This is a genomic window from Flavisericum labens, assembly GCF_045446075.1.
Lineage (GTDB): Bacteria > Bacteroidota > Bacteroidia > Flavobacteriales > Flavobacteriaceae > Flavisericum > Flavisericum labens.
On sequence record NZ_JBJJBQ010000001.1, the window covers coordinates 298,466 to 323,621 of the forward strand.

17 protein-coding genes are annotated in these 25,156 nt (G+C 37.5%); 14 read left to right on the forward strand and 3 right to left on the reverse strand.

Features of this window, described 5'->3' with window-relative positions; all coding sequences use genetic code 11:
* Positions 1-27: 27 nt before the first annotated feature.
* Complete coding sequence (locus ACIEHO_RS01345; protein ID WP_406967861.1) at positions 28-417, reverse strand: SPOR domain-containing protein; 390 nt, start codon at positions 415-417, stop codon at positions 28-30.
* Positions 418-630: 213 nt separating this feature from the next.
* Here ACIEHO_RS01345 and ACIEHO_RS01350 point away from each other — a divergent pair, with 213 nt between their 5' ends.
* The 13 genes from ACIEHO_RS01350 (at position 631) to queG (ending at position 22,172) form a co-directional block, all read left to right on the forward strand.
* A complete protein-coding gene (locus tag ACIEHO_RS01350; RefSeq protein ID WP_406968692.1) occupies positions 631-1,926 on the forward strand; it encodes a c-type cytochrome in 1,296 nt (431 codons plus the stop codon).
* 31 nt (positions 1,927-1,957) lie between these two features.
* Positions 1,958-5,062, forward strand: coding sequence for a TAT-variant-translocated molybdopterin oxidoreductase (locus tag ACIEHO_RS01355; protein WP_406967863.1), 3,105 nt, complete (start codon positions 1,958-1,960; stop codon positions 5,060-5,062).
* A gap of 28 nt (positions 5,063-5,090) precedes the next feature.
* Positions 5,091-6,827: an NrfD/PsrC family molybdoenzyme membrane anchor subunit gene (gene nrfD / locus ACIEHO_RS01360; RefSeq protein WP_406967865.1), complete on the forward strand. Its 1,737-nt coding sequence runs from the start codon at positions 5,091-5,093 to the stop codon at positions 6,825-6,827.
* Positions 6,828-6,836: 9 nt separating this feature from the next.
* Positions 6,837-7,367: a DUF3341 domain-containing protein gene (locus ACIEHO_RS01365; RefSeq protein ID WP_406967867.1), complete on the forward strand. Its 531-nt coding sequence runs from the start codon at positions 6,837-6,839 to the stop codon at positions 7,365-7,367.
* A gap of 7 nt (positions 7,368-7,374) precedes the next feature.
* Positions 7,375-7,929, forward strand: coding sequence for a c-type cytochrome (locus ACIEHO_RS01370; RefSeq protein WP_406967869.1), 555 nt, complete (start codon positions 7,375-7,377; stop codon positions 7,927-7,929).
* 22 nt (positions 7,930-7,951) lie between these two features.
* A complete protein-coding gene (locus ACIEHO_RS01375; protein ID WP_406967871.1) occupies positions 7,952-9,307 on the forward strand; it encodes a quinol:cytochrome C oxidoreductase in 1,356 nt (451 codons plus the stop codon).
* 30 nt (positions 9,308-9,337) lie between these two features.
* On the forward strand, positions 9,338-10,411 hold the full coding sequence (locus tag ACIEHO_RS01380; protein ID WP_406967873.1) for a cytochrome c oxidase subunit II: 1,074 nt from the start codon (positions 9,338-9,340) through the stop codon (positions 10,409-10,411).
* A gap of 28 nt (positions 10,412-10,439) precedes the next feature.
* The gene (locus ACIEHO_RS01385; RefSeq protein ID WP_406967875.1) at positions 10,440-12,233 is read left to right on the forward strand and encodes a cytochrome c oxidase subunit I; all 1,794 of its coding nucleotides are present in this window, start codon (positions 10,440-10,442) and stop codon (positions 12,231-12,233) included.
* A gap of 223 nt (positions 12,234-12,456) precedes the next feature.
* Positions 12,457-17,145 (forward strand): gliding motility-associated C-terminal domain-containing protein, encoded by a 4,689-nt coding sequence (locus ACIEHO_RS01390; protein ID WP_406967877.1) that lies wholly within the window; start codon positions 12,457-12,459, stop codon positions 17,143-17,145.
* A gap of 28 nt (positions 17,146-17,173) precedes the next feature.
* Positions 17,174-18,136 carry a PorP/SprF family type IX secretion system membrane protein gene (locus tag ACIEHO_RS01395; protein ID WP_406967879.1) on the forward strand — a complete coding sequence of 321 codons (963 nt, stop codon included), beginning with the start codon at positions 17,174-17,176 and terminating at the stop codon, positions 18,134-18,136.
* Between the two features lie 19 nt (positions 18,137-18,155).
* A complete protein-coding gene (locus ACIEHO_RS01400; RefSeq protein WP_406967881.1) occupies positions 18,156-20,042 on the forward strand; it encodes an OmpA family protein in 1,887 nt (628 codons plus the stop codon).
* Positions 20,043-20,173: 131 nt separating this feature from the next.
* On the forward strand, positions 20,174-21,196 hold the full coding sequence (ruvB, locus tag ACIEHO_RS01405) for a Holliday junction branch migration DNA helicase RuvB (RefSeq protein ID WP_406967883.1): 1,023 nt from the start codon (positions 20,174-20,176) through the stop codon (positions 21,194-21,196).
* 40 nt (positions 21,197-21,236) lie between these two features.
* Positions 21,237-22,172, forward strand: coding sequence for a tRNA epoxyqueuosine(34) reductase QueG (queG, locus tag ACIEHO_RS01410; RefSeq protein ID WP_406967885.1), 936 nt, complete (start codon positions 21,237-21,239; stop codon positions 22,170-22,172).
* Positions 22,173-22,238: 66 nt separating this feature from the next.
* Here queG and ACIEHO_RS01415 read toward each other — a convergent pair whose 3' ends face one another.
* Both ACIEHO_RS01415 and ACIEHO_RS01420 read right to left on the reverse strand, forming a co-directional pair.
* A complete protein-coding gene (locus ACIEHO_RS01415; protein WP_406967887.1) occupies positions 22,239-22,511 on the reverse strand; it encodes a hypothetical protein in 273 nt (90 codons plus the stop codon).
* Between the two features lie 69 nt (positions 22,512-22,580).
* Positions 22,581-23,618: an OmpP1/FadL family transporter gene (locus tag ACIEHO_RS01420; RefSeq protein WP_406967889.1), complete on the reverse strand. Its 1,038-nt coding sequence runs from the start codon at positions 23,616-23,618 to the stop codon at positions 22,581-22,583.
* Positions 23,619-23,904: 286 nt separating this feature from the next.
* On the opposite strand from ACIEHO_RS01420, the gene sqr reads away from it, so the two are divergent.
* Positions 23,905-25,149, forward strand: a complete 1,245-nt coding sequence (sqr, locus tag ACIEHO_RS01425; protein ID WP_406967891.1) for a type III sulfide quinone reductase, selenoprotein subtype — start codon at positions 23,905-23,907, stop codon at positions 25,147-25,149.
* The last annotated feature ends 7 nt before the right edge of the window (positions 25,150-25,156 follow it).

Consider the following 25,156-nt stretch of genomic DNA (forward strand, 5'->3'; position numbering starts at 1 on the left):
TTTTTATTTTTTGGAATATTTTAATATCTATTTCTTCGGTTTAAAAATAAAGGCGGCCGGAAATTTTCTTTTTATATTTAGCAGAGCGCGGTCTGCTTCAAGCCTCGTTCTAAAATTGCCTGCCCACACTTTAAAGTTTGGGGTTTCATATTGCATAGAAGGATTCCAGTCAGAAAATGACTTACTGAATTCACTTTGCGCCTCACGTGCACCAGAGCGATTTCCAGAATATACCTGTATTTTATAACGGTCGGAATCATTTTCATTTTTGTTCATTTCTTTCTTCAAGTTTAACAAAATGTCTATTTTTTTGTCCTGATTCACTTCAACACCTCCCTCTTGGGAAAAGCTGTAAACAGTACTCAAAATGCAAACAAAAAGGCTTAAAAAACGTATTCTTTTATTCAATGCTTTCATTTTCAAATATTTTTCACAAATGTATAAGTTATTAACTTAAAAGTGTGCTTTTTTATTATTTAGAATTGCTCTAAATTAACAATTAACACTTCGCTAACATTTCTAAAATGGACTTTTAATATTACTTTTGCGACAGATTTTTTAAAATGTAATTTACTATTTTAGTAAATGAAAAAATCATACCAAAGTTTAGAAGTTAATATAACCAACAATATGAAACAGGTGATTCACCGCAAATTGAGCGAAAACTTACTTCGATTAGGCTTAATTTTTTTATTAGCGTTCACAACCTCTCTTTCTGCTCAAGAAGGAGACCCTGCAAAAGGAAAAACTTTGTTTAATGCCAATTGTGCGGCATGTCATAAATTAGACAAAAAAATGACAGGTCCTGCGTTGCGATATGTAGAGCAGCGTCTGTCAGACGAACAAGGCTTAGATAGAGATTGGATTTATGCGTGGATTAGGAACAGTGCTGGGGTTATTAAATCTGGCGACGCTTACGCGAACAAAATCTATAATGAGTATGGTGGTGCAGCCATGACGGCTTTCCCACAATTATCAGATGAAGATATAAGTAATATTTTGGCCTACACAGCTGAAGAAAAAGCCGCTCCGGCTGAAACCGCAACAGCTGTTCAAGGCGCTCAAGGAGGTGGTTCTTCATCAGGAGGTATTTCAAATGAAATTATTTTAGGAGCCTTAGCTATTTTATTTATTCTTTTAGCTGCTGGTCTTTATTTGGTAAACAAAACATTGCGTCGTTTTGCCTCAGCTCAAAATATTGATTTGCCAGAAGCAACTTCAAGAAAACCCTTATGGAAAGCTTTTGTGCAAAATCAATTTTTAATGATTGTTGTGGCGATATTCTTTTTGTTGTCAAGTGCATATTTTGTATATGGCTACTTGTCTCAAATAGGGGTAGACCAAGGGTATCAGCCAGTGCAGCCTATTCATTTTTCACATAAAATACATGCTGGAGATAACGGTATCGATTGTAAATATTGTCACTCTTCTGCAAGAGTTAGTAAAACTTCGGGTATTCCATCTTTGAATGTTTGTATGAACTGTCATAAATCTATTTATGAATACAATGGTGAAACATCTCCAGAGTACTCTAAAGAATTCTATGATGGGGAAATTCAAAAACTATATGCAGCTGCAGGATGGAGTGATGCCGATCAAAAATATACTGGAGAATCACAACCAGTAAAATGGGTTCGTATTCATAACTTGCCAGATTTCGCTTACTTTAACCACTCGCAACACGTTACAGTGGCGGGTGTAGAGTGTCAAACGTGTCATGGTCCTGTTGAAGAAATGGAAGTGCTTTATCAGCATGCGCCGCTTACAATGGGTTGGTGTATTAACTGTCACAGAGAAACCAATGTGGATGTAAAAGACAATGCTTACTACGAGAAAATCCATGAAGAACTTTCTAAAAAGTATGGGGTTGATGAGTTAACCGCTGCTCAAATGGGTGGTTTAGAATGTGGTAAATGTCACTATTAATTATTAACAAGAAGTAATTCAATTATATCATATGTCATCAAACAAGAAATACTGGAAAAGTGTTGAAGAGCTAAACGAGAATAGCTCTATTGTTGAGGCGCTAAAAGAAAACGAGTTTGTTAACGAGATTCCTGCTGATGAATTTTTAGGTGATAAAGAGGCATTAGAATCTTCTTCAACTACTCGTCGCGATTTCTTAAAATATGTAGGGTTTAGTACAGCTGCTGCTTCTTTGGCAGCATGTGAAGGGCCTGTAAAAAAATCGATACCTTATGTAGTTCAACCAACCGAAATTATTCCGGGTGTTGCTAATTACTATGCAACCACGATTGCGGATGGTTTCGATTTTGCAAGTGTTTTGGTGAAAACGCGTGAAGGTCGTCCAATTAAAATTGAAAACAATTCGATGGCAGCTGCCAATGGTAATGCGAATGCCAGAGTGAATGCTTCAGTTTTAGGTCTGTATGACAGTTTAAGAGTTCAAGGTCCTAAGAAAGGTGAATTATCTATTACTTGGAGTGATTTTGATGCTGAAACAACAGGAAAGCTTACAAATATAGCAGCTACTAATAAGAGAATCGTACTGTTGACTCAAACATATGCAAGTCCTTCTACTAGTAAGTTGATTTCAGAGTTTAAAGAAAAATACGGTAATGTAAGTCATATAGTTTATGATGCTGTTTCAGAATCTGCTGCACTAGATGCTTACCAAGCTAAATACGGAGAGCGTGGATTGGCAAATTACGATTTTGCTGAAGCCATGACTATTGTTTCTGTTGGCGCTGATTTCTTAGGTGATTGGCAAGGTGGAGGATTCGATTCTGGTTATTCTAAAAATAGAGTGCCAGATCACGGAAAAATGTCGCGCCACATTCAGTTTGAATCTAATATGTCGTTAACTGGTGCTAATGCAGATAAGCGTGTGCCGTTAACACCATCACAACAAAAAATCGCTTTAGCTAAATTACATAGCTATATCGTTGGTGGTTCTGTGTCTGGAAGTCTTCCTGAGAAAATTGAAGACGCTGTAATAAAGGCGGCGTCACAATTGAAAAAGGCAGGAAGTAAAGCATTGGTTGTTTCAGGAATTCAGGATGTTAATGCACAAACTGTGGTTCTTGAGATTAATGAAGCATTAGGAAGTAAAGCATTCGACCCTAAAACACCAATAAAAACAAGACAAGGTAGTGATAAGGCGGTAGCCCAATTGGTTTTAGATATGAAATCCGGAAAAGTTGGGGCCATCATTATGAGTGGTGTTAACCCAGTTTACACATTGCCAAACTCAGCAGATTTTGTTGAAGGTTTGAAAAAAACTGAATTATCAGTAGCCTTCTCAATGAAAGTTGATGAAACATCTACTGAAGCACAATATATAGCAGCGGCACCACATTATTTAGAATCTTGGGGTGATGTTGAGATTAAAAAAGGACATTATGCATTAACGCAGCCAACTATTCGTCCGTTATTTGACACTAGACAATTTCAAGAAGCTTTATTAAAGTGGACGGGTAATGATACGTCTTACTATAATTACATCAAGGATGCTTGGGGATCTTCTATTTTAGGTGAAAGTTCTTTCAACAAAGCTTTGCATGATGGTATTTATGTAGGTTCAATTGAAACAGAAGTTGAAGAAACAGCCGAGGTAGGAACTGAAGAAGAACCAACACAAGCTACACCGTTTAGTAATGCAGCAAGAGCTTTAGCAGCTTCTGCAAAATCAGAAGGCTTAGAGTTAACATTATATACAAAAACTGGAATGGGTGATGGCCAACAAGCCAATAACCCATGGTTACAAGAGTTTCCAGACCCTATTACAAGAACGTCTTGGGATAACTACTTAACAGTGTCTAAGGCTGATGCCGATGCATTGGGCTTAGTTAATAAGCATGTTGCGAATGGTGCCCTAAACGGTAGCTATGCAAATGTTACTGTAAACGGTAAGATCATCACTGTGCCTGTAATTATTCAGCCAGGACAAGCAAAAGGTTCTGTTGGACTTTCACTAGGTTACGGAAGAACACTAGGCGTGAAAGAAGAAATGCAGACTGGTGTTAATGCATATTCATTATATCAGAACTTTAACAACGTTCAAAGTGTTTCCATTGAAGCAGCATCCGGCGAGCACGAATTTGCTTGTGTTCAGTTGCATAATACCTTAATGGGTCGTGGGGATATTGTAAAGGAAACTACTTTAGAAATATTCAATACTAAAGATAAAAAACACTGGAATGCTGTTCCTGTAGTGTCTTTAAACCACGAAGAAACTCCAGTAACATCACCTGAAGTTGATTTGTGGGATGAATTTGACCGTTCTATTGGTCACCACTTTAACCTATCAATCGACTTAAATGCATGTACAGGATGTGGCGCTTGTGTTATAGCTTGTCACGCTGAAAACAACGTGCCTGTTGTTGGTAAAACTGAAGTTCGTCGTAGCCGTGATATGCACTGGTTACGAATCGATAGATATTATTCGTCTGAAGAATCATTTGAAGGCGATAACGATAAGAAAGACGATATTTCTGGTTTAGGAAGTTCGTTAAGCGAATTTGCTGAAATGGAACATGCTTCTGATAATCCACAGGTAGCATTCCAGCCAGTAATGTGTCAGCATTGTAATCATGCGCCTTGTGAAACAGTTTGCCCTGTGGCAGCAACATCTCATGGTCGTCAAGGTCAAAACCACATGGCGTACAACCGTTGTGTAGGGACAAGATACTGTGCTAACAACTGTCCTTATAAAGTACGTCGTTTTAACTGGTTCTTGTACAATGAAAATGATGAGTTTGACTATCATATGAATGACGACTTAGGTCGTATGGTATTAAACCCAGATGTGGTGGTGCGTTCTCGAGGTGTGATGGAAAAATGTTCGATGTGTATTCAAATGACACAGAAAACTATTCTTGACGCAAAACGTGACGGACGTGAAATTAAAGATGGTGAATTCCAAACAGCTTGTTCTGCAGCTTGTAGCAGTGGTGCGATGACATTTGGAGACATCAACGATAAGGAAAGCAAAGTTGCAAAACTTAAAGAAGATAACCGTATGTATCACTTGTTAGAGCATGTAGGAACAAAACCTAACGTGCAGTATCAAACCAAAGTGAGAAATACAACTGAAGCATAAATCTAATTAAAGAATCAATTATATAATTATGGCGTCTCATTACGAAGCACCTATTAGAAGACCTTTAGTTACAGGCGAAAAATCATACCACGATGTTACTGTGGATGTAGCAAAGCCTGTAGAGGGAAAAGCAAATAAACAATGGTGGATAGTTTTTGGTATTTCACTTGCCGCTTTTCTTTGGGGTATTGGATGCATACTATATACAATATCTACGGGTATTGGTACTTGGGGTTTAAATAAAACCGTAGGTTGGGCCTGGGATATTACTAACTTCGTTTGGTGGGTAGGTATTGGTCACGCAGGAACACTTATTTCTGCAGTACTTTTGTTATTCCGTCAAAAATGGAGAATGGCTATTAACCGCTCTGCAGAGGCAATGACTATCTTCTCGGTAGTTCAAGCCGGTTTATTCCCAATTATTCACATGGGTCGTCCATGGTTGGGGTATTGGGTGTTACCAATTCCAAACCAATTTGGATCGTTATGGGTAAACTTTAACTCACCATTACTTTGGGATGTATTTGCGATTTCTACGTATTTATCAGTATCATTAGTGTTCTGGTGGACAGGTTTATTACCGGATTTCGCTATGATTCGTGATAGAGCTGTAAAGCCATTTCAAAAGAAAATATATTCTTTGTTAAGTTTCGGTTGGTCAGGACGTGCTAAGGATTGGCAACGTTTTGAAGAAGTATCATTGGTATTGGCAGGTTTAGCAACACCTCTGGTACTTTCCGTACATACCATTGTATCTTTTGACTTTGCCACATCGGTTATTCCAGGTTGGCATACCACGATATTCCCACCATACTTCGTTGCTGGTGCGGTATTCTCAGGATTTGCCATGGTAAATACGCTTCTTATTATTATGAGAAAAGTGTGTAATCTAGAAGATTATATCACCGTACAACATATCGAATTGATGAACATTGTAATTATGATTACAGGTTCTATTGTAGGTGTGGCATATATTACCGAGTTGTTTATTGCATGGTATTCTGGTGTTGAGTACGAACAATATGCGTTTTTAAATAGAGCAACAGGCCCTTACTGGTGGGCGTACTGGGCAATGATGACCTGTAACGTATTCTCCCCACAGTTTATGTGGTTCAAGAAATTAAGAACAAGTATTATGTTCTCTTTCTTCATCTCAATTGTTGTAAATATAGGAATGTGGTTCGAGCGTTTTGTAATTATCGTTACCTCATTGCATAGAGATTACTTACCATCATCATGGACCATGTTCTCTCCAACATTCGTAGATATTGGAATTTTCATTGGAACCATCGGATTCTTCTTTGTACTGTTCTTATTGTACTCAAGAACATTCCCAGTAATTGCACAAGCAGAGGTAAAAACCATTTTAAAATCTTCTGGAGAGCGTTATAAAAACATCAGAGAAAGAGGCGAAAGTTTAGTAGGAACGGGTGCCGATCAAAGAACATCTTCTCTTTCAGCTAAAGCTGCTACAAAAGAAGTAGTTGAAGTCTGGGAGGAAGAGAAATCAGATAAAGTTAATAGTTTGCTTGAGAGTATTGGTTCGTTTGATACTGCTACTCAAACAGCTGATGATTTAAAGAAAATAAGTGGTGTTGGACCTAAAATGGAGGACGTGCTAAACGGCATTGGTATTTATACCTTCCTTCAAGTAAGTAAAATGACCAAGAAAGAATATGACTTGTTAGACAGTATCACTGGTTCTTTCCCAGGAAGGGCAGAGCGCGATGATTGGGCAGGTCAAGCTAAAAAATTAATAAACTAATTATAGTCAATGGAAGCTTCAAAAGTTATTCACGCTATTTATACCGATGATGATGTATTAATGTCGGCCGTTAAAAAAGTTAAGGCAGCAAAACATCATATTGAAGAAATATATACACCGTTTCCGGTTCACGGGCTAGACAAAGCAATGGGCTTAGCGCCAACGCGTATTGCCATAACATCGTTTATGTATGGTTTGGTAGGTCTTACCGTTGCTATTGTCATGATGAATTTTATCATGATAGAAGATTGGCCGCAAAATATTGGGGGTAAACCAAGTTTTAGTTACTTAGAGAACATGCCAGCATTTGTGCCAATTATGTTTGAGCTTACAGTATTTTTTGCAGCCCACTTAATGGTCATTACGTTTTATTTAAGAAGTAGAATGTGGCCGTTTAAAAATGCTGAAAATCCAGACCCAAGAACTACAGACGACCATTTTTTAATGGAAGTTGCTGTGCATGGCAATGAAGAAGAACTTTCAGGTCTACTTAAAGAAACCGGTGCAGTTGAAGTTAATTTAGTTGATAAAGCCCATTAATGATAATATGAAAAGCTTAATTAAAATAGTAGCAATAGCAGTCGTTTTTGTGGCTGTATCATGTAATAAAAGTACTGCACCAAACTATCAGTTCATGCCCAACATGTATGAGGCTGTGAGTTATGAAACGTATGCTGAGTCTAAGGCATTTCGAAATGGAGTTGAAGCACAATTGCCAGCCGAGGGTTCAATACCTAGAGGGTATGTGCCTTTTGATATAGAAAATACAACTGAAGGTTACACTTTTGCTAAAGAAACTTTAAAAAGTCCTTTAGATTCTACTCAAGTAGATTTAGAAAGAGGTAAGGAACTTTATGATATTTACTGTGGAATATGTCATGGTAATAAAGGTGATGGACAGGGTAAACTAGTAAAACGCGAAAAAATACTTGGTATCCCAAGTTACGACGATGCTGGAAGAGCAATAAATGAAGGTAGTATTTACCATGTTATTTATTACGGAAAAAACGCTATGGGATCATACGCGAATCAATTGAACGAAGAAGAGCGTTGGCAAGTGGTTTCGTATGTGTTGATGTTAAAGGCTGATTTAGAAAAGTAAGACTGATAAGATTATAATAGATATGTATACATTTTCAAATAAATTAAAGACATTTTCTGTCATTCTAATGGTTTTAGGACTATTAGGAGTTGGATATGGTTTTATGACATCTCATAAATCTTTTGAAGAGGTTGAAACCTTGCTTGCAGAAGAATCACATCATGGTGGTGGTCATGGTGAAGAAGCCGCTCATGCAGAAGCTAGTCATGGTGCGCACGCAACTGTTGACAATCATGCTGCGGAAGCTCATGCAGAAGTCGACGAGCATACTAAGCACATTGAGCATGTACAGCATCAAATAGCAAACAGACCTTGGTCTGCACTATATGTAGCAGCGTTTTTCTTTATGATGATAGCATTAGGTGTTTTAGCTTTTTATGCGATTCAAATTGCATCGCAAGCAGGTTGGTCTCCTGTATTGTTTAGAGTTATGGAAGGCATGACAGCTTATCTGTTACCTGGGGCTTTAATTGTGTTGGCTATTGCTGTGGCATCAGGTACAATTGGCCATTACAATTTATTTGTTTGGATGGATCCAGAAGTTGTAGCACACGATAAATTAATTCAAGGAAAATCTAGTTTTTTAAACCTGCCTTGGTTTGTTATTCGCGGATTGATTTTTATTGCTGGATGGAGTTTATACCGTCATTTTTCACGTAAATTCTCAATCGCTCAAGATACTGCAGACGATAAAAGTAACTTCAAAAAATCATTTCGTATTTCAGCTGGATTCTTAGTATTCTTCATTTATACAGAATCGATGATGTCTTGGGATTGGATTATGAGTGTTGACCCACACTGGTTTTCAACATTGTTTGGATGGTACGTGTTTGCTAGTATGTTTGTAAGTGGTATAACGGTAATCGCTTTGATAACAATTTATTTAAAATCAAGAAATTATTTAGAATTTGTAAACGAAAATCATTTACATGATGTTGCCAAGTTTATGTTTGCTTTCAGTATTTTCTGGACCTATTTATGGTTTTCACAGTTTATGTTGATATGGTATTCAAATATTCCAGAGGAGGTAACTTATTTTGTTACACGTTTCCAAGATTATAAATTACCATTTTTGGGTATGGTAGTAATGAATTTTGTATTCCCGATATTAATGCTAATGAATGCTGATTATAAACGTATTCCATGGTTTGTAGTTATGGCAGGTTTAGTAATATTATTTGGACATTACATTGATATTTTTAACATGATTATGCCAGCTACTGTAGGTGACAGATGGTTTATTGGTATTCCAGAAATAAGCTCAGTGTTGCTTTTCGCAGGATTGTTCATTTTTGTAGTATTTACAGCCTTAACAAAAGCACCATTACTTGTAAAGGGCTATCCTTTCAGAAAGGAAAGCGAAGAATTCCATTATTAATTAAGATATAAATAAAGACGAACGATACCAATGACTGCTTTATTAACAATTATAGTTTTAGTATTTATTTTAATTGCCATCTGGCAAATGGTAAAGATTTTCGATTTAGCACAAGCTAAAAACGAAAGTGGCAATACTGGTGTAGCTACCGATAAGGACAATAGAATAAATGGATATTTAATGATGGGCTTTTTGGCTTTCATATATATAATAACCATTGTTTGTTTTGCTAAGTGGGGCGATTTACCATTAATGTCTAATTCAGCTTCAGAGCATGGACCAACCATTGATAATTTAATGATTATTTCAATGGTAATTATATTCTTTGTTCAAACAGTAACACAGTTTTTATTACACTACTTCGCTTATAAATACAAAGGCGAAAAAGGTAAAAAGGCTCTGTTCTTTGCAGATAACAATAAATTAGAAGCTATTTGGACTATTATTCCCGTAATTGTTTTAGCTGGTTTAATTATTTACGGATTGAGTACTTGGGTAAATATCATGGGAGTTGATGAAAGTGATGACCCATTAGTAGTTGAGCTTTACGCGCAACAGTTTAACTGGAAAGCAAGATACGGTGGAGCCGATAATACCTTAGGTAAAGCCAATGTTCGATTAATTGATATAGACCGTGCTAATATTTTAGGATTGGATGAAGCTGATCCTAATGCGCAGGATGATGTAATTACTACAGAGTTGCACTTACCTGTTGGAAAACCAGTATTGTTTAAAATGCGTTCACAAGATGTTTTGCATTCGGCTTATATGCCTCATTTTAGAGCACAAATGAACTGTGTTCCTGGTATGATAACACAATTTGGTTTTACCCCGACTGTTACCACTGCTGAGATGCGTCAAACACCTCAAATGCAAGAAAAAGTTCAAAACATTAACAATATTAGAGTTGAGAATAGTAAAAAACTTGTTGCTAAAGGTGAAGATCCTTTAGAACGCTATGAGTTTGATTATCTATTGCTTTGTAACAAAATTTGTGGAAAGTCCCACTACAATATGCAAATGAAGATTGTAGTAGAAACGCAAGAAGAATATGATGCTTGGATTGCTGAACAAAAGGAATTCAAGAACTCTCTAGTTAATTAATTAAAAAAAAGAAAAACGATATAAGATTATGTCAGCACACGCAGATAACCACGCTCACGAAGAGGACCACGGACATCATCATAAAGAAACGTTTGTAACTAAATATATATTTAGTCAAGACCATAAAATGATTGCTAAGCAGTATCTAATTACAGGTACGATAATGGGAGTTATTGGGGTTTTAATGTCTATGATGTTCCGTATGCAAATCGCATGGCCTGAAGAGCCAAACGTATTGTTTGAGGCTTTATTGGGCAAATGGGCTCCAGGTGGCGTTATGGATGCCGATATTTATCTAGCGTTAGTAACAATACATGGTACTATTATGGTATTCTTTGTATTAACAGCTGGTTTGAGTGGTACCTTTAGTAACCTATTGATTCCGTTGCAAATTGGTGCACGTGATATGGCATCAGGATTCTTAAATATGGTATCCTATTGGTTATTCTTTTTATCAAGTGTAATCATGGTGATTTCCTTATTCGTTGAAGCAGGACCTGCAGCAGCTGGATGGACTATTTATCCACCATTAAGTGCGTTACCAATGGCTCAAGGTGGTTCAGGTATGGGTATGACACTTTGGTTAGTATCTATGGCCATATTTATCGCTTCCTCTTTGTTGGGTTCACTTAACTATATTGTTACTGTAATAAACTTACGTACAAAAGGTATGTCAATGACAAGATTGCCATTAACTATTTGGGCTTTCTTCATTACCGCTGTTATTGGTGTGATTTCATTCCCAGTTTTATTATCGGCAGCTCTACTATTAATAATGGATAGAAGTTTTGGAACCTCATTCTTCTTATCAGATATATTTATTCAAGGTGAGGTATTACATTATCAAGGTGGTTCGCCTGTTTTATTTGAACACCTATTCTGGTTCTTAGGTCACCCAGAGGTATATATTGTAATCTTACCTGCGATGGGTCTAGTTTCTGAGATTATGGCATCTAACTCACGTAAACCGATTTTTGGTTACCGTGCAATGATTGCTTCAATATTAGCCATTGCGTTCCTTTCAACTATTGTTTGGGGTCACCATATGTTTATTTCAGGAATGAATCCATTCTTAGGTTCGGTATTCACGTTCACAACTTTATTAATTGCAATTCCATCTGCGGTAAAAGCTTTTAACTGGATAACTACACTTTGGAAAGGTAATTTACAAATGAATCCTGCCATGTTATTTTCTATTGGTTTTGTATCAACATTTATAACAGGTGGATTAACAGGAATTATTCTTGGAGACAGTGCCTTAGATATTAATGTACATGATACCTACTTTGTTGTAGCTCACTTCCACTTAGTAATGGGAATATCTGCACTATATGGTATGTTTGCCGGTATTTATCATTGGTACCCAAAGATGTTCGGTCGTATGCTAAACAAAAACTTAGGGTATATTCATTTTTGGATCACTGCTGTTTGTGCTTATGGTGTATTCTTTCCAATGCACTTTATAGGTATGGCAGGTTTACCGCGTCGATATTATACAAATAGTAACTTTCCTTTATTTGATGATTTAGCTAACGTAAATGTTATCATTACTGTATTTGCATTAGTTGGTGGAGTCGTTCAAATAGTGTATCTATACAACTTCTTTAGCAGTATTTTCTATGGAAAGAAAGCTACGCAAAACCCATGGAAGTCAACAACATTAGAGTGGACAGCCCCAGTAGAGCATATGCATGGTAACTGGCCAGGTGCAATTCCGCATGTATATCGTTGGGCTTACGATTACAGTAAACCTGGGCATGATGTAGATTTTGTTCCTCAAAATATACCTTTAAAAGATGGTGAAGAGGAACTTCAACACTAGATAAATAATTATAAAAAAAATATAAGGTTTAAGAGCCCGCCGTTAGGTGGGCTCTTGTTGTTTAAGTACTTATTTTTTCGATGAAATACAAATAATAGCTAAAAAACACGATGAAATACAAAAAAAATCGTTAAATTACCGTGCGAAAAATACTGTTATAAAATTTTATAGTACTAGATATCAGATTTTCAATGTAATTAACCGTTCTTAATTAACCAAATCTATGAAGACACAATTACTTTCAAGGCAATCAAATGCATTTGTAGCCTTTATTATGGTCTTTCTGTGGACGTCTTTTGATGGAAATGCCCAATGTCCCACGGTAACTAACCCTACACCGCCGCCAGTTTGCGATGCATCAGGCTATACTTTTTCAGATTTAAGTATCGATTACGCCATCGATAATGGTAATGGTATTACATGGTATGACCAATCTACTGGAGGGCTGCTATTTAATGATAATCAGCTAGTACAAGAGGGTACTTATTATATTGATGACAACTCAGGATCTTGTGGAGCAAGAACTGCAATAGTTATTGATTTTGAGGTAAATGATAGTGGTCTAAATCTTGACCGAATTTATTGTAGTAATGAAAATGCTACTATTCAAACTTATATTGATGATGTATTGCAGTCTAGTATACCAGTAGGTGGTTACGTAGAGGTTTATACAGATTATGCTCTAACAAATCAAGCAAATCCATCTGACATACTTCCCTCTGGTGCTTCCAACTACTTTATTGTTTTTGTTGATAACGGTGGATGTAAAAGCCAATTGGAAATAGGACAAGTTGGGGTTTTCAAAGCTCCAGAAGACCCCACGCCTGCTAATCCGCAAGATTTTTGTTCAGATACTAATCCGACTGTTGGAAATTTAGACCCTGGAACAACAGCTACAAACTATACTTGGTACGACAGCCTTGACGCCTTTGGGAATCCAGTTCAACCATCCTTATCCTTATTGGACCCATTGGTTGATGGAAACACGTATTACATTCAAGTGGATGATGTTTTTTGTGTAAGCAATCCGGTTGCAGTAATTGTAAATATAGATGATCCTGTTGACGCAGGAACATCTGCCGCATTAGAATACTGTAATGATAGTTTGCCTGTTTCAGATTTTAATTTGTTTGATGAATTGGGAGCTACACCTGATACAACAGGAACTTGGTCAGGGCCTTTAAGTACATCAAGTGGTCATCAAGGGACGGTTAATATTTCATCCTTAACAACCGCCGGAATCTACACTTTTACTTATACTGTATTGAGTAATAGTGCGTGCCCTGATGCTACTTCTAGCGTTTCAATAACAGTTTATGAGACATATAGCTCTGGGACACCTTCCTCCACAAATCCAGCCTCATTTTGTGAATCTGGTTTACCTGCATCGTTTGATTTGTTTTCGTTAATAGAAAATTACGATACAGGCGGAGGCGGCCAATGGACTCAGGGAACAACGAGTTCAGACCCCGTCGTAACATCACCAATAGATTTAACAGGATTTACACCAGCAACCTATAATTTTACGTATACCCAAAACTTGTTACCAAACCCTTGTCCAGAGGAATCAACAATGGTACAAGTTATCGTATTGCCAGACCCTAATGCAGGAGTCGCCATAAACCAAACGTTTTGTGAAAACGACTTGGCAGCAAACTCGCCGTTCAATTTATTTGACGCTTTAGATGGTTCTCAAGATAATAATAGTGGTACTTGGACTGATTCAAGCAATACAACCATATCGAATACTTTAGATTTAACAGCGCTTAACGTTTCGGGGAGCCCGTACACGTTTAGTTACACCATTGATAATGGCTCATGTTCAGACACCGAACCAATAACCATTACCATTGAACCTGCCCCAGAATCTGGCACGGTAAATACCCCAGCTGAATATTGTGAAGGTGAAGCCCCATCAAATTATAATCTGTTCGATTTGTTAACTGGGGAAGACCAAACTGGAACTTGGAATGATGACGATGCCACCGGAGCGTTATCAGGAAACACAGTTGATTTATCTGGATTGACTGCCGGAACTTACGATTTCACTTTCGATGTGGATGCTATAGGAAGCTGTGACGATGTGGATGTAACGGTAAGTGTAATCATCAATCCATTGCCAAATACGGGAACACCTTCAAATGCAACGTATTGTGAAAACGACTTAATTGACAACTCACCATTGGATTTATTTGGACTGTTAACAGGCGAGGATGCTGGTGGAACATGGAGTGACGACGATACCTCCGGAGCACTTTCCGGAAGCAATGTCGATTTAACAGCATTAGCCATCGGTTCATATAATTTCACTTTTACAATTACAGATGTTAACGACTGTACAAATAGCAGCACGGTAATAGTGACCGTTGAAGTCGCCCCGGAATCGGGTACCGTAAACACGCCTGCTGAATTTTGCGAAGGCTCTGCACCTTCAAGTTACAATCTATTTGACCTGTTAACTGGTGAAGACCAAACTGGAACTTGGAATGATAACGATACCACCGGAGCGTTAGCAGGAAACACCGTTGATTTATCTAGCTTGACCGCTGGAACTTACGATTTCACTTTCGATGTGGATGCTATTGGAAGCTGTGACGACGTGGATGTAACGGTAAGCGTAATCATCAATCCATTGCCAAATACAGGAACACCTTCAAATGTCAACTATTGTGAAAACGACTTGGTAGCTAATTCACCCTTGGATTTATTCGGACAATTAACGGGCGAGGATACTGGTGGAACATGGAGTGACGACGATACCTCCGGAGCACTTTCCGGAAGCAATGTCGATTTAACAGCATTGACTATCGGTTCATATAATTTCACATATACAATAACAGATGTCAATAGCTGTACGAACAGCAGCACGGTAATAGTGACTGTTGTAGACGCCCCGGAATCAGGGACACCAAATACACCAGTTGAGTTTTGTCTTTCTGAAATTACAACAGGGCAGACCTATAATTTATTTGATTTACTGACTGGCGAAGATCAAACCGGAACATGGAACGATGATGATGCTTCAGGAGCATTATCTGGAAACACTCTAACACTAGATGGGTTGGCTCAAGGCACTTATAATTATACCTTTGATGTTGATGCCATTGGAAGCTGCGACGATGTTGATGTAACCGTAAGTATTGTAATTAACGATACTCCTGCGCCAACAGCAACTACACCGCAAGATTTTTGCGATTCGGCAACGATTGCAGATTTAATAGCTACTGGGAATAGTATTCAATGGTATGATGTTTCAACAGACGGAACACCACTTATAAACACTACAGCTTTAGTCGATGGGCAAACCTATTATGCCACCCAAACCGATGCAACAACAGGTTGCGAATCATCGGTGAGAACATCGGTTGACGTGACTATTTATCAATCCCCAAATGCAGGTGTTCCCAGCACAACGGCTATCGTAGCTTGTAATAGTGATAACAATATCGATTTATTTACAGGTTTAGATGGTTCGCAAGATGCTGGTGGAACATGGAATAATGATGATGGCGTAGGCACTTTAACAGGAAACACATTTGATGCCACGGGTGTTTCGGCGGGTACGTACAGTTTTACCTATACTGTAGCTTCGGCACCATGCGTTGACGATAGCACCGTAATAACTGTAACGATCGAAGAACCTCTAAATGCAGGAACAGATGGCGCACCACTCGATTTATGCAGTAATAATGGTACGGTCGATTTGTTTACACAACTTGGAGGAACACCAGATACAGGCGGAACATGGTCGCCAGCCTTGACCAGCGGGACAGGAGTTTTTGATCCGTTAGTAGATGTAGATGGAACCTATACTTATTCCCTAACAAATGCATGTGGAACAGTATCAAGTAGTATTGATGTAACAGTAACTCTAGCACCAAATGCTGGTGCGGACAATTCGGTTGCTTTATGTGTAATTGATGCCCCGGCAGATTTATTTGACTTGTTAGGAACTGCTGCGCAAAGTGGCGGAACTTGGTCACCGGCTTTAGCCAGCCGAACAGGAGTTTTCGACCCGTCTGTTGATGCAGCGGGCATTTATACTTATACCGTTACTGCAGTTTCACCGTGTTCACCAGATGCAATGGCCGAAATAACGGTAACGGTAAACGATAGTCCGGCAATAATAGTTGACGACCCTAATCCATCATTCTGTTTAATTGATAATCCAACGGTTGCTGATTTAGTAATTGCCATTAGTCCAAGTGGAACGGTAAACTGGTATGAAGATGCCTCTTTAACACTACTCTTAACTGGCACAGAAGCCTTGGTTGACGGCGAAGATTATTACGCCACACAAACTGCAAGTTCGGGATGTGAATCCTCAATAGCAGTTCAAATAAATGGTACAATCAGCGATGCTGCAACACCTACTTTAGATGATGCTTCAGAAGAATATTGTATCAATGATGGCCCAACTGTTTTAGATTTGGCTAATAATATTGTGGAATACGATTCTAACACAAATAATGTGATTTGGTACGATGCTGCAACAGGAGATTCAATCATCTCCGTAAGTGAAACATTATCGGATATCACATATTACGCTGCACTAATAGACCCTACCTCGGGTTGTGAAAGCAGCATACGTTTGGCCGTTACCCCAGATGTTACTGCATGTGGCAAAATAGAATTACCGGATGGCTTTTCACCAAACGACGATGGCGTGAACGATACCTATGATGTTGACAATTTAGCACTGCTTTATCCAAACTTTGAAATAGAAATATTCAATCGAAATGGAAACGTGGTTTACAAAGGTAATGCCAACACGCCTCGTTTTGATGGTACTTCAAATCAATCGAGAGTCGTTTCAAAAGGAAAATTACCAGTTGGAGTGTATTTCTACATCTTCAAGTTTAACGACGGAGAAAATAAACCAGAACAAGGGCGCTTATACTTGAGCAGATAATTTATAGATAAAGCAAAATTTAAGAAGGATGAAACATTTAAATATATATCATAAAATAGCTGCTTTGTTAAGTTTGACGTTCTTGTCATTTCAAAGCTTTGCGCAACAAGACCCCCAATTTACGCAGTACATGTACAACTTGAGTGTGATAAATCCGGCCTACGCCACCTCCGAAGAAGGTATCTTGAACTTAGGCGGACTTTACAGAACCCAATGGGTTGGTATTGAGGGTGCGCCAAGAACTGGAACCTTTTTTGCCCATACACCAATAAATGAAAAAATTGAAATGGGCATCTCATTCACCAACGATAATATTGGAGATGTAGTCAACGAAAATAACATTTACGCCGATTTTGCCTATGTCCTACCCGTGGGTATTGAAAGTAAAATTTCATTTGGATTGAAGGCAGGAGTAACACTTTTCGATACCAATTTTGATGGTTTTATGTTACAATCAGGAAATGCATCAAATGGTCTTGATGGTGCTTTTGATGAAAACATCAGTCGAGCCTTTCCAAATATAGGTATAGGAACTTTCTTTTTTGGAGAGAATTACTATCTCGGACTATCGGCTCCAAACATGTTATCTACAAAACACCTGGAGAATGAAAATGGCATAAAAGCAACAGGTGTTCAAAATGTCCACTATTTCTTTACGGGCGGTTATGTGTTTGATTTAAACAAAAACCTAAAATTAAAACCCGCGTTTATGGCCAGAGGCGTAAAAGGTGCCCCGTTGGCGGTTGATGTTACGGCAAACGTTTTGATAAACGAAAAATTGGAAGCCGGTTTAGGTTACCGTTTGGGCGACGCCTTAAGTGCTTTGGTCAATTTTAGGGTAACATCAGAACTCAGGATTGGTTATGCCTACGATTACACAACTACTAATTTAGGAGATTACAATTCGGGCTCGCACGAAATATTCGTTCTGTTCGATGTGGATTTATTTGGATTTAAAAGCGGATACGACCGTTCGCCAAGATTCTTCTAATATTTAATAACAAGGAAAAATGAAAAAATACATATACATACTGGCAAGCCTTTTATTAGTTAGTGGAACGGCATTAGCACAAAAAGGAAACATAAAAAGAGCCAATAAACTTTTTGAAATGAGAGCTTACACAGAAGCTGCTGAAACTTATGAAACCAAAGATCGTACGCAAGAGGTCCTACAAAATTTGGCCGATAGTTATTATTACAATACCAGCTTGCGAAAGGCTGTTAAAACGTACAGGGAGTTGTTTGTTGAGTATGGCGATTCTATCGATATTGATTATCATTTTCGTTTTGCACAAGCCTTAAAAGGCATAAAAAACTATAAAGAAGCCGATAAGCATTTAAGCATGTATTACAATGAACCTTTTAATACGACTGCTTTTATTGAGCAAACTGATAAAACCACACCGCATGTGTTTAATTTAAAACAAATAGTAAACCAAGGTTCCAGTAGCGATTTTGGCTTATCGTTTTATGGCGATGATAAAGTGGTTTTTGCTTCGGCAAGAAACTCTGAAAATCCAGCCTATTCATGGAACAATTTACCTTATTTGGATTTGTACAGCGCCAGGTTAACCGATGCGAATACTTTGGAAGATATCCAACCATTTTCTGATGCCATAAATACCGATTCGCACGAAAGTAATGCAGTTTTCACTAAAGATGGTAAAACCATGTATTTCAACAGAACCAATACTACACGTAAAAAAACCGATGAAGAGCGGATTGCGCACATCAAAATTTATAAGGCCGAATTGATTGATGGCATTTGGACCAACGTTACAGCATTACCGTTTACTTCAAATAGTTACAGTACCGAACATCCAGCATTGAGCAAAGATGAAAAAACACTCTATTTTGCTAGTGACATGCCCGGTACTATAGGGGGTTTTGATATTTATAAAGTTGCGATAAATGATGATGGAGCGTATGGAGAGCCCGAAAATTTAGGTAAAACCATTAACACAAAACAGCGTGAACAATTCCCGTTTATTAGCGAATATAACGTGTTGTATTTTTCATCAATAGGTCACCAAGGCTATGGCGGATTGGATGTGTTTAGAAGCAACATGGTAAACGGCAAGTTCGATAAACCTGTGAACTTAGGAAGCTCAGTAAATAGTAATTTGGACGATTTTGCATATGTAGTTAGAGAGAAAGATAACCAAGGCTATGTTTCTTCAAACCGCACGGGTTATGATAGAATTTTTGGTTTTGACAGAGAAGAAAATCTGTTGACCAAATATCAAGTTGAAGGCATTGTTCAGGATAAAAACAGTAAAGAATTGTTGAATGGGGCGTTAGTAACTTTGTTTGACGAATCCGACACAGTAATTCAAGATACCATTATTGGCGATGATGCCTATTATAAATTCAAAATTGAACCAAATAAGAAATATAAAGTTCGCGGAACAAAAAAAGCATACATTCCGCAAGATGTAGAATTTTCAACTGACAGCAAAGGAAAAATGCAACATAACATTTACTTAAGTTTAGAATCATTTGCAGATGCCGAAGAGCGTGTAAAAGAGAATGACAAAGGTGATATGCAGGTACAGCTGGAAAAAATTTATTTCGATTTCGACAAATCTGATATCCGCAAAGATGCTGCAACAACATTAAGCGTGTTGGTGGATTTAATGAAAAAATATCCAACTATGGAAGTTGAGGTTTCGGCACATACCGATGCCCAAGGGCCAGACCAATATAATTTAGATTTATCTAAACGTCGTGCCGCTTCAACGTTGGAATATTTGGTGAGCCAGGGTATTGAACGTAACCGATTGAAAAGCATTGGATACGGAGAAATGCAACCGCTTAACAAATGCGTAAAAGAAGGTATTTGTGATGACGATGAGTACGATATTAACCGTCGTTGTGAATTTACCATTTTGAATTAATATAGAACCTATAACCAACCTTAATTTAAACCAATTATTTGGTAAAGCCTTTCCGGATCGGAAAGGCTTTTTGTTTATATTTGTTTATGCTGAACTTGTTTCGACACCTTAATAATTTCATTTAAATTTTAATGAACAAAAACCTAGACCCAACAAACGATAATTTTTCTCCTGAAGAAGTTGATGTAGAAAAAAAATTAAGACCCCTATCTTTTGATGATTTTACGGGTCAGGATCAAGTGTTGGAAAACCTCCAAATTTTCGTTCAGGCAGCCAATTTACGTACAGAAGCTTTAGACCATACATTGTTTCACGGGCCTCCAGGACTCGGAAAAACGACTTTAGCACATATTTTAGCCAATGAATTGGAGGTTGGTATTAAAGTCACCTCAGGACCTGTTTTAGATAAGCCTGGCGACCTTGCAGGGTTGTTAACCAACCTTGAAGAACGTGATGTGTTGTTTATTGATGAAATCCATCGATTAAGCCCCATTGTAGAGGAGTATTTGTACTCGGCCATGGAAGATTATAAAATTGATATTATGATTGAAACAGGGCCAAATGCCCGTACAGTTCAAATCAATTTAAATCCGTTTACTCTAGTAGGTGCCACTACACGCTCAGGGCTTTTAACCTCGCCGATGCGTGCGCGTTTTGGTATTCAAAGCAGGCTTCAATATTATCAAACCGATTTACTTACCACTATCATTCAGCGTAGTTCGGGTATCTTAAACGTTCCCATTTCTATGGAAGCCGCTGTAGAAATTGCCGGAAGAAGTCGAGGAACACCGCGTATAGCAAACGCTTTGTTACGACGTGTTCGCGATTTTGCCCAAATAAAGGGTAATGGTAACATTGATATAAAAATCGCAAAATTTGCGTTGGAAGCCTTAAATGTAGATGCCCACGGATTGGATGAAATGGATAATAAAATCCTATCTACAATTATAGAAAAGTTTAAAGGAGGTCCGGTGGGAATAACCACTATCGCTACGGCCGTAAGTGAAAGCCCAGAAACCATTGAAGAAGTTTATGAACCTTTTTTAATTCAACAAGGGTTTATCATGCGTACACCGCGTGGGCGTGAGGTTACCGAGCAAGCTTATAAACACCTTGGTAAAATTAAAGGGCCAACACAAGGTGGTTTGTTTTGATATAAGGGGTCATTCTGAATTTATTTTCAGAATCTCAAAAATGATAAATAACAAAGAAAAACATACCCAACTCATCAAAACCGAAGCCAAACGCCTCGGTTTTTTATCAAGTGGTATTAGTAAAGCGGAGTTTTTGGAAGAAGAAGCGCCCCGATTGGAAAAATGGTTGAATAATAACATGAACGGCGAAATGAGGTACATGGAAAACCATTTTGATAAGCGTTTAGATCCAACAAAATTGGTCGAAGGCTCAAAAAGCGTTGTGTCATTGCTCTTGAACTATTTTCCTTCAGAACAACAAAATACAGAAAGCTATAAACTATCCAAATATGCCTATGGCACCGATTATCATTTTGTGATAAAAGATAAACTTAAATCGCTTTTAAGTTATATTCAAGAGGAAATTGGTGACGTGGAAGGACGTGCTTTTGTAGATTCGGCTCCAGTTTTAGACAAAGCATGGGCTGCAAAAAGTGGCTTGGGGTGGATGGGTAAACATAGCAATTTGTTGACCCAGCAAGTCGGGTCGTTTTATTTTATCGCCGAATTGATTATTGATTTAGATTTGAAATATGATACCCCAACCACCGACCACTGCGGCACCTGCACCGCTTGTATAGATGCTTGCCCAACGGAAGCTATCGTTGAACCATACGTAGTTGATGGCAGCAAATGTATTTCGTATTTAACCATTGAGTTAAAGGAAAACATCCCTACAGAATTTAAAGGGCAAATGGACGATTGGATGTTTGGCTGTGATGTTTGCCAAGATGTGTGCCCATGGAATCGGTTTTCAAAATCCCATAACGAGCCGCTTTTCAATTCGCATCCAGAATTACTTTCCATGAGTAAAAAAGATTGGGAAGAAATCACGGAGGAAACTTTTAAGAAAGTGTTTAAAAAATCTGCTGTAAAACGTACTAAGTTTACAGGTTTAAAAAGGAATATTGACTTTTTAAAAAATAATAACTTCTAGATATCAACAAAAACCCTTAAAATTTAAGGTTTAAGGGCTTTATTTAGTTTCTAAATTAAAAGTAAGCTATTTAATTTCAGCCTTTTTGAACTTATAACTTACACCAAATTGAATCATTGATGTCGTCATATCATAAGATACATTACTTCCTGGAATAGCTCCATAGGGAGGGTAGGCCTGAATAAACATCGGATTTAGAATTTGACCAGAAGTTTTGTCTCCACTATCGCCATAATGGTAAACCGCATCAATTTTCCAGCTTTCATTTAGGTCATAGCTTAAACCAAATTGAAATGCATTTTTTATAATGGCTGTAGCTGGAATATTAAAAAATGCCACATCTTCATTTATCGGATTTGAACTATATGTGTAACCTAATCTTAACGGGAGTTTGTCAATACCTTTATATTAAAGGCCAGCTGAAATTATATTAATATTCTCCCAGCCAAATCCAGATACAGAGGCCGTTTGTGTCCACCCTGTTTTAGAAAACCCATCAGTGTTTTCATAATCTACTATTCTGTAATCTAAAGCTAAATCAATATCGCCTTTAGAATACCCTAAACCAAAGGATAAAATTGCTGGATAATCCATTTGAAGTTCATTTTTTGCTATTGAATTATCCAAATATGTATTTTCAAATTCAAACTTGCTGAACTTTTGGGTAGTTTTATACGAAGCACCTAATTTCAGTCCATTCCCCCAATCAAAGAAAATACCTACTTGAGCTCCAAAACCGATAGCGGATGCTTTGTCTGCAGAAGCGTAACCAGTCGCATTAGGGTTTGCTGTTGGGTTAGGCATTAATTCTAATGTTGCGTAGTCTATATTTGGCTGTATACCAAAAGATAATTTATCGGTAACCTCATATGCATATGATAAACCTATTTGTAATAGAATGTAGTCTGATTCGATATGTCCAAACCCACCAGCCATTTGGGGAAAGTTTATTGGGTTAGAGCTTTGCGATGGATTATAGTTTGGGTTAGAATTCCCCATAATATCCATAGGATAGTTGAGGTCTTCAGGAAAAGTAACACCAAAGCCACTTATCCCAAAAGCTGAAGCTCCAAAAGTATGTTTGCTATCTTCTTTGCCCCAAACCATGGCTAATGCTGGCATAGGTGAAACACCTCTATCGTCTTTGGTGTTACCACTAAAAGAATTGCCAGTAGGCATGTTGTTAGAGTCGAATTCTGGTACGGTTGAGAATAGTTCTGGTGAAGAATAGAACAGCCCAATATCTAACTTAATTATGGTGTTGTCAAAACTTGATATAGCCGCCGGATTCCAGTGTAATGCGCCAGAAATATCTAAAGGTTGAGCTGTTGAAGCACCTCCCATCGACATATTAACAGCACCAACACCCTGCATAATATGCCCGGCTTGTGATAAAATTGTTGAATAAAATAGCAGAAAAATAAAATTTAACAAATAGGATTTCATGATTGAAATATTTAGGCGCTTCTATAAAAATGTAATTTCTATAAACAGCGTGTGTTAAAAAATTAAGAATATTAACAAAGCTACACCTAAGGCTTATTTCATTTTATGATTTTTATCACTTACCCCAAAATATTTTTAAAACCCATGGTAAATCTTGTGTAACCTTTGTTACACAAGGGGTTATAATGATTTTTGTCATGTTTTATGAGGTACATTTGTATTAGTTTTATACCAAATTAAAATCATAACTATTTGAAAAAAATGGTTTGGTTTAAAAATAAAACAAATGAAAAATTTATTGATTTTAGGCGCGGGAACATCAGGAACGATGATGGCTAATCATTTAGTTTCCAAACTGCCAATGAAAGAATGGAAGATTACTATTGTAGATCAATATAAAACACATTACTATCAACCGGGGTTTTTGTTTCTTCCTTTTGATACCTACACAGAGGATCAAGTTAAAAAGAAGGGAAAGAAATTTATACCAAAGGGAGTCAATTATATTCAGAAAAAGATTGAACAGATTTTACCAGAATCGAATAAAGTTAAATTAGAAGACGAATCCTTGGATTATGATATTTTAATTGTAGCAACAGGGTCTAAAATTGCACCAGATGAAACAGATGGATTATTGGGCTCTTTATGGAGAAAAGACATTTTTGATTTTTACACTTATGAAGGAGCTTTGGCATTACGTAATAAGTTAAGAGATTGGCAAGGTGGCAAACTGGTAGTGCATATCACAGAGATGCCTATAAAATGTCCAGTAGCCCCATTAGAGTTTGCATTTTTGGCTGACTCTTATTTTAAGAAAAAAGGGATGCGAGACAAGGTTGAAATTACCTATGTAACACCTTTAGACGGTGCTTTCACAAAACCAACCTGTACCAAAGCATTAAATTACTTGTTGGAGGAAAAACAAATTAAGATAGAGACCGATTTTGCAATAATGGAAGTTGATAATGAAAAGAAAGCCATTGTAGATTATGTTGACAGGGAAATTCCTTTTGATTTGTTGGTAACGGTACCTACAAACATGGGAGATGAAGTTATAGAACGATCTGGATTAGGTGATGATTTAAATTTTATTCCAACACATAAACACACATTACAATCTATAGCTCATGATAATATTTTCGTTATAGGAGATGCAACCAATGTGCCAGCTTCTAAAGCAGGATCTGTTGCACACTTTCAAGCAGAAACACTAACTGATAATATTGTTTTATACATACAAGGCAATAAATTAAAGCAAGAGTTTGACGGTCATGCCAATTGCTTTATTGAAACAGGAGATAATAAAGCTTTATTAATAGATTTTAATTATGAGCAGGAACCAGTTCATGGTACATTTCCGTTTGCAAAAATAGGACCTCTTAAACTATTAAAAGAAAGCATATTTAACCATTGGGGGAAATTAGCCTTTAGATGGATTTATTGGAATATGTTGTTAAAAGGGATTCCAATTCCATTTGTTGGCAGAAACATGAGTTTTAAAGGAAAAAAACTCGATATAGAACAAAATTAAAAAAATA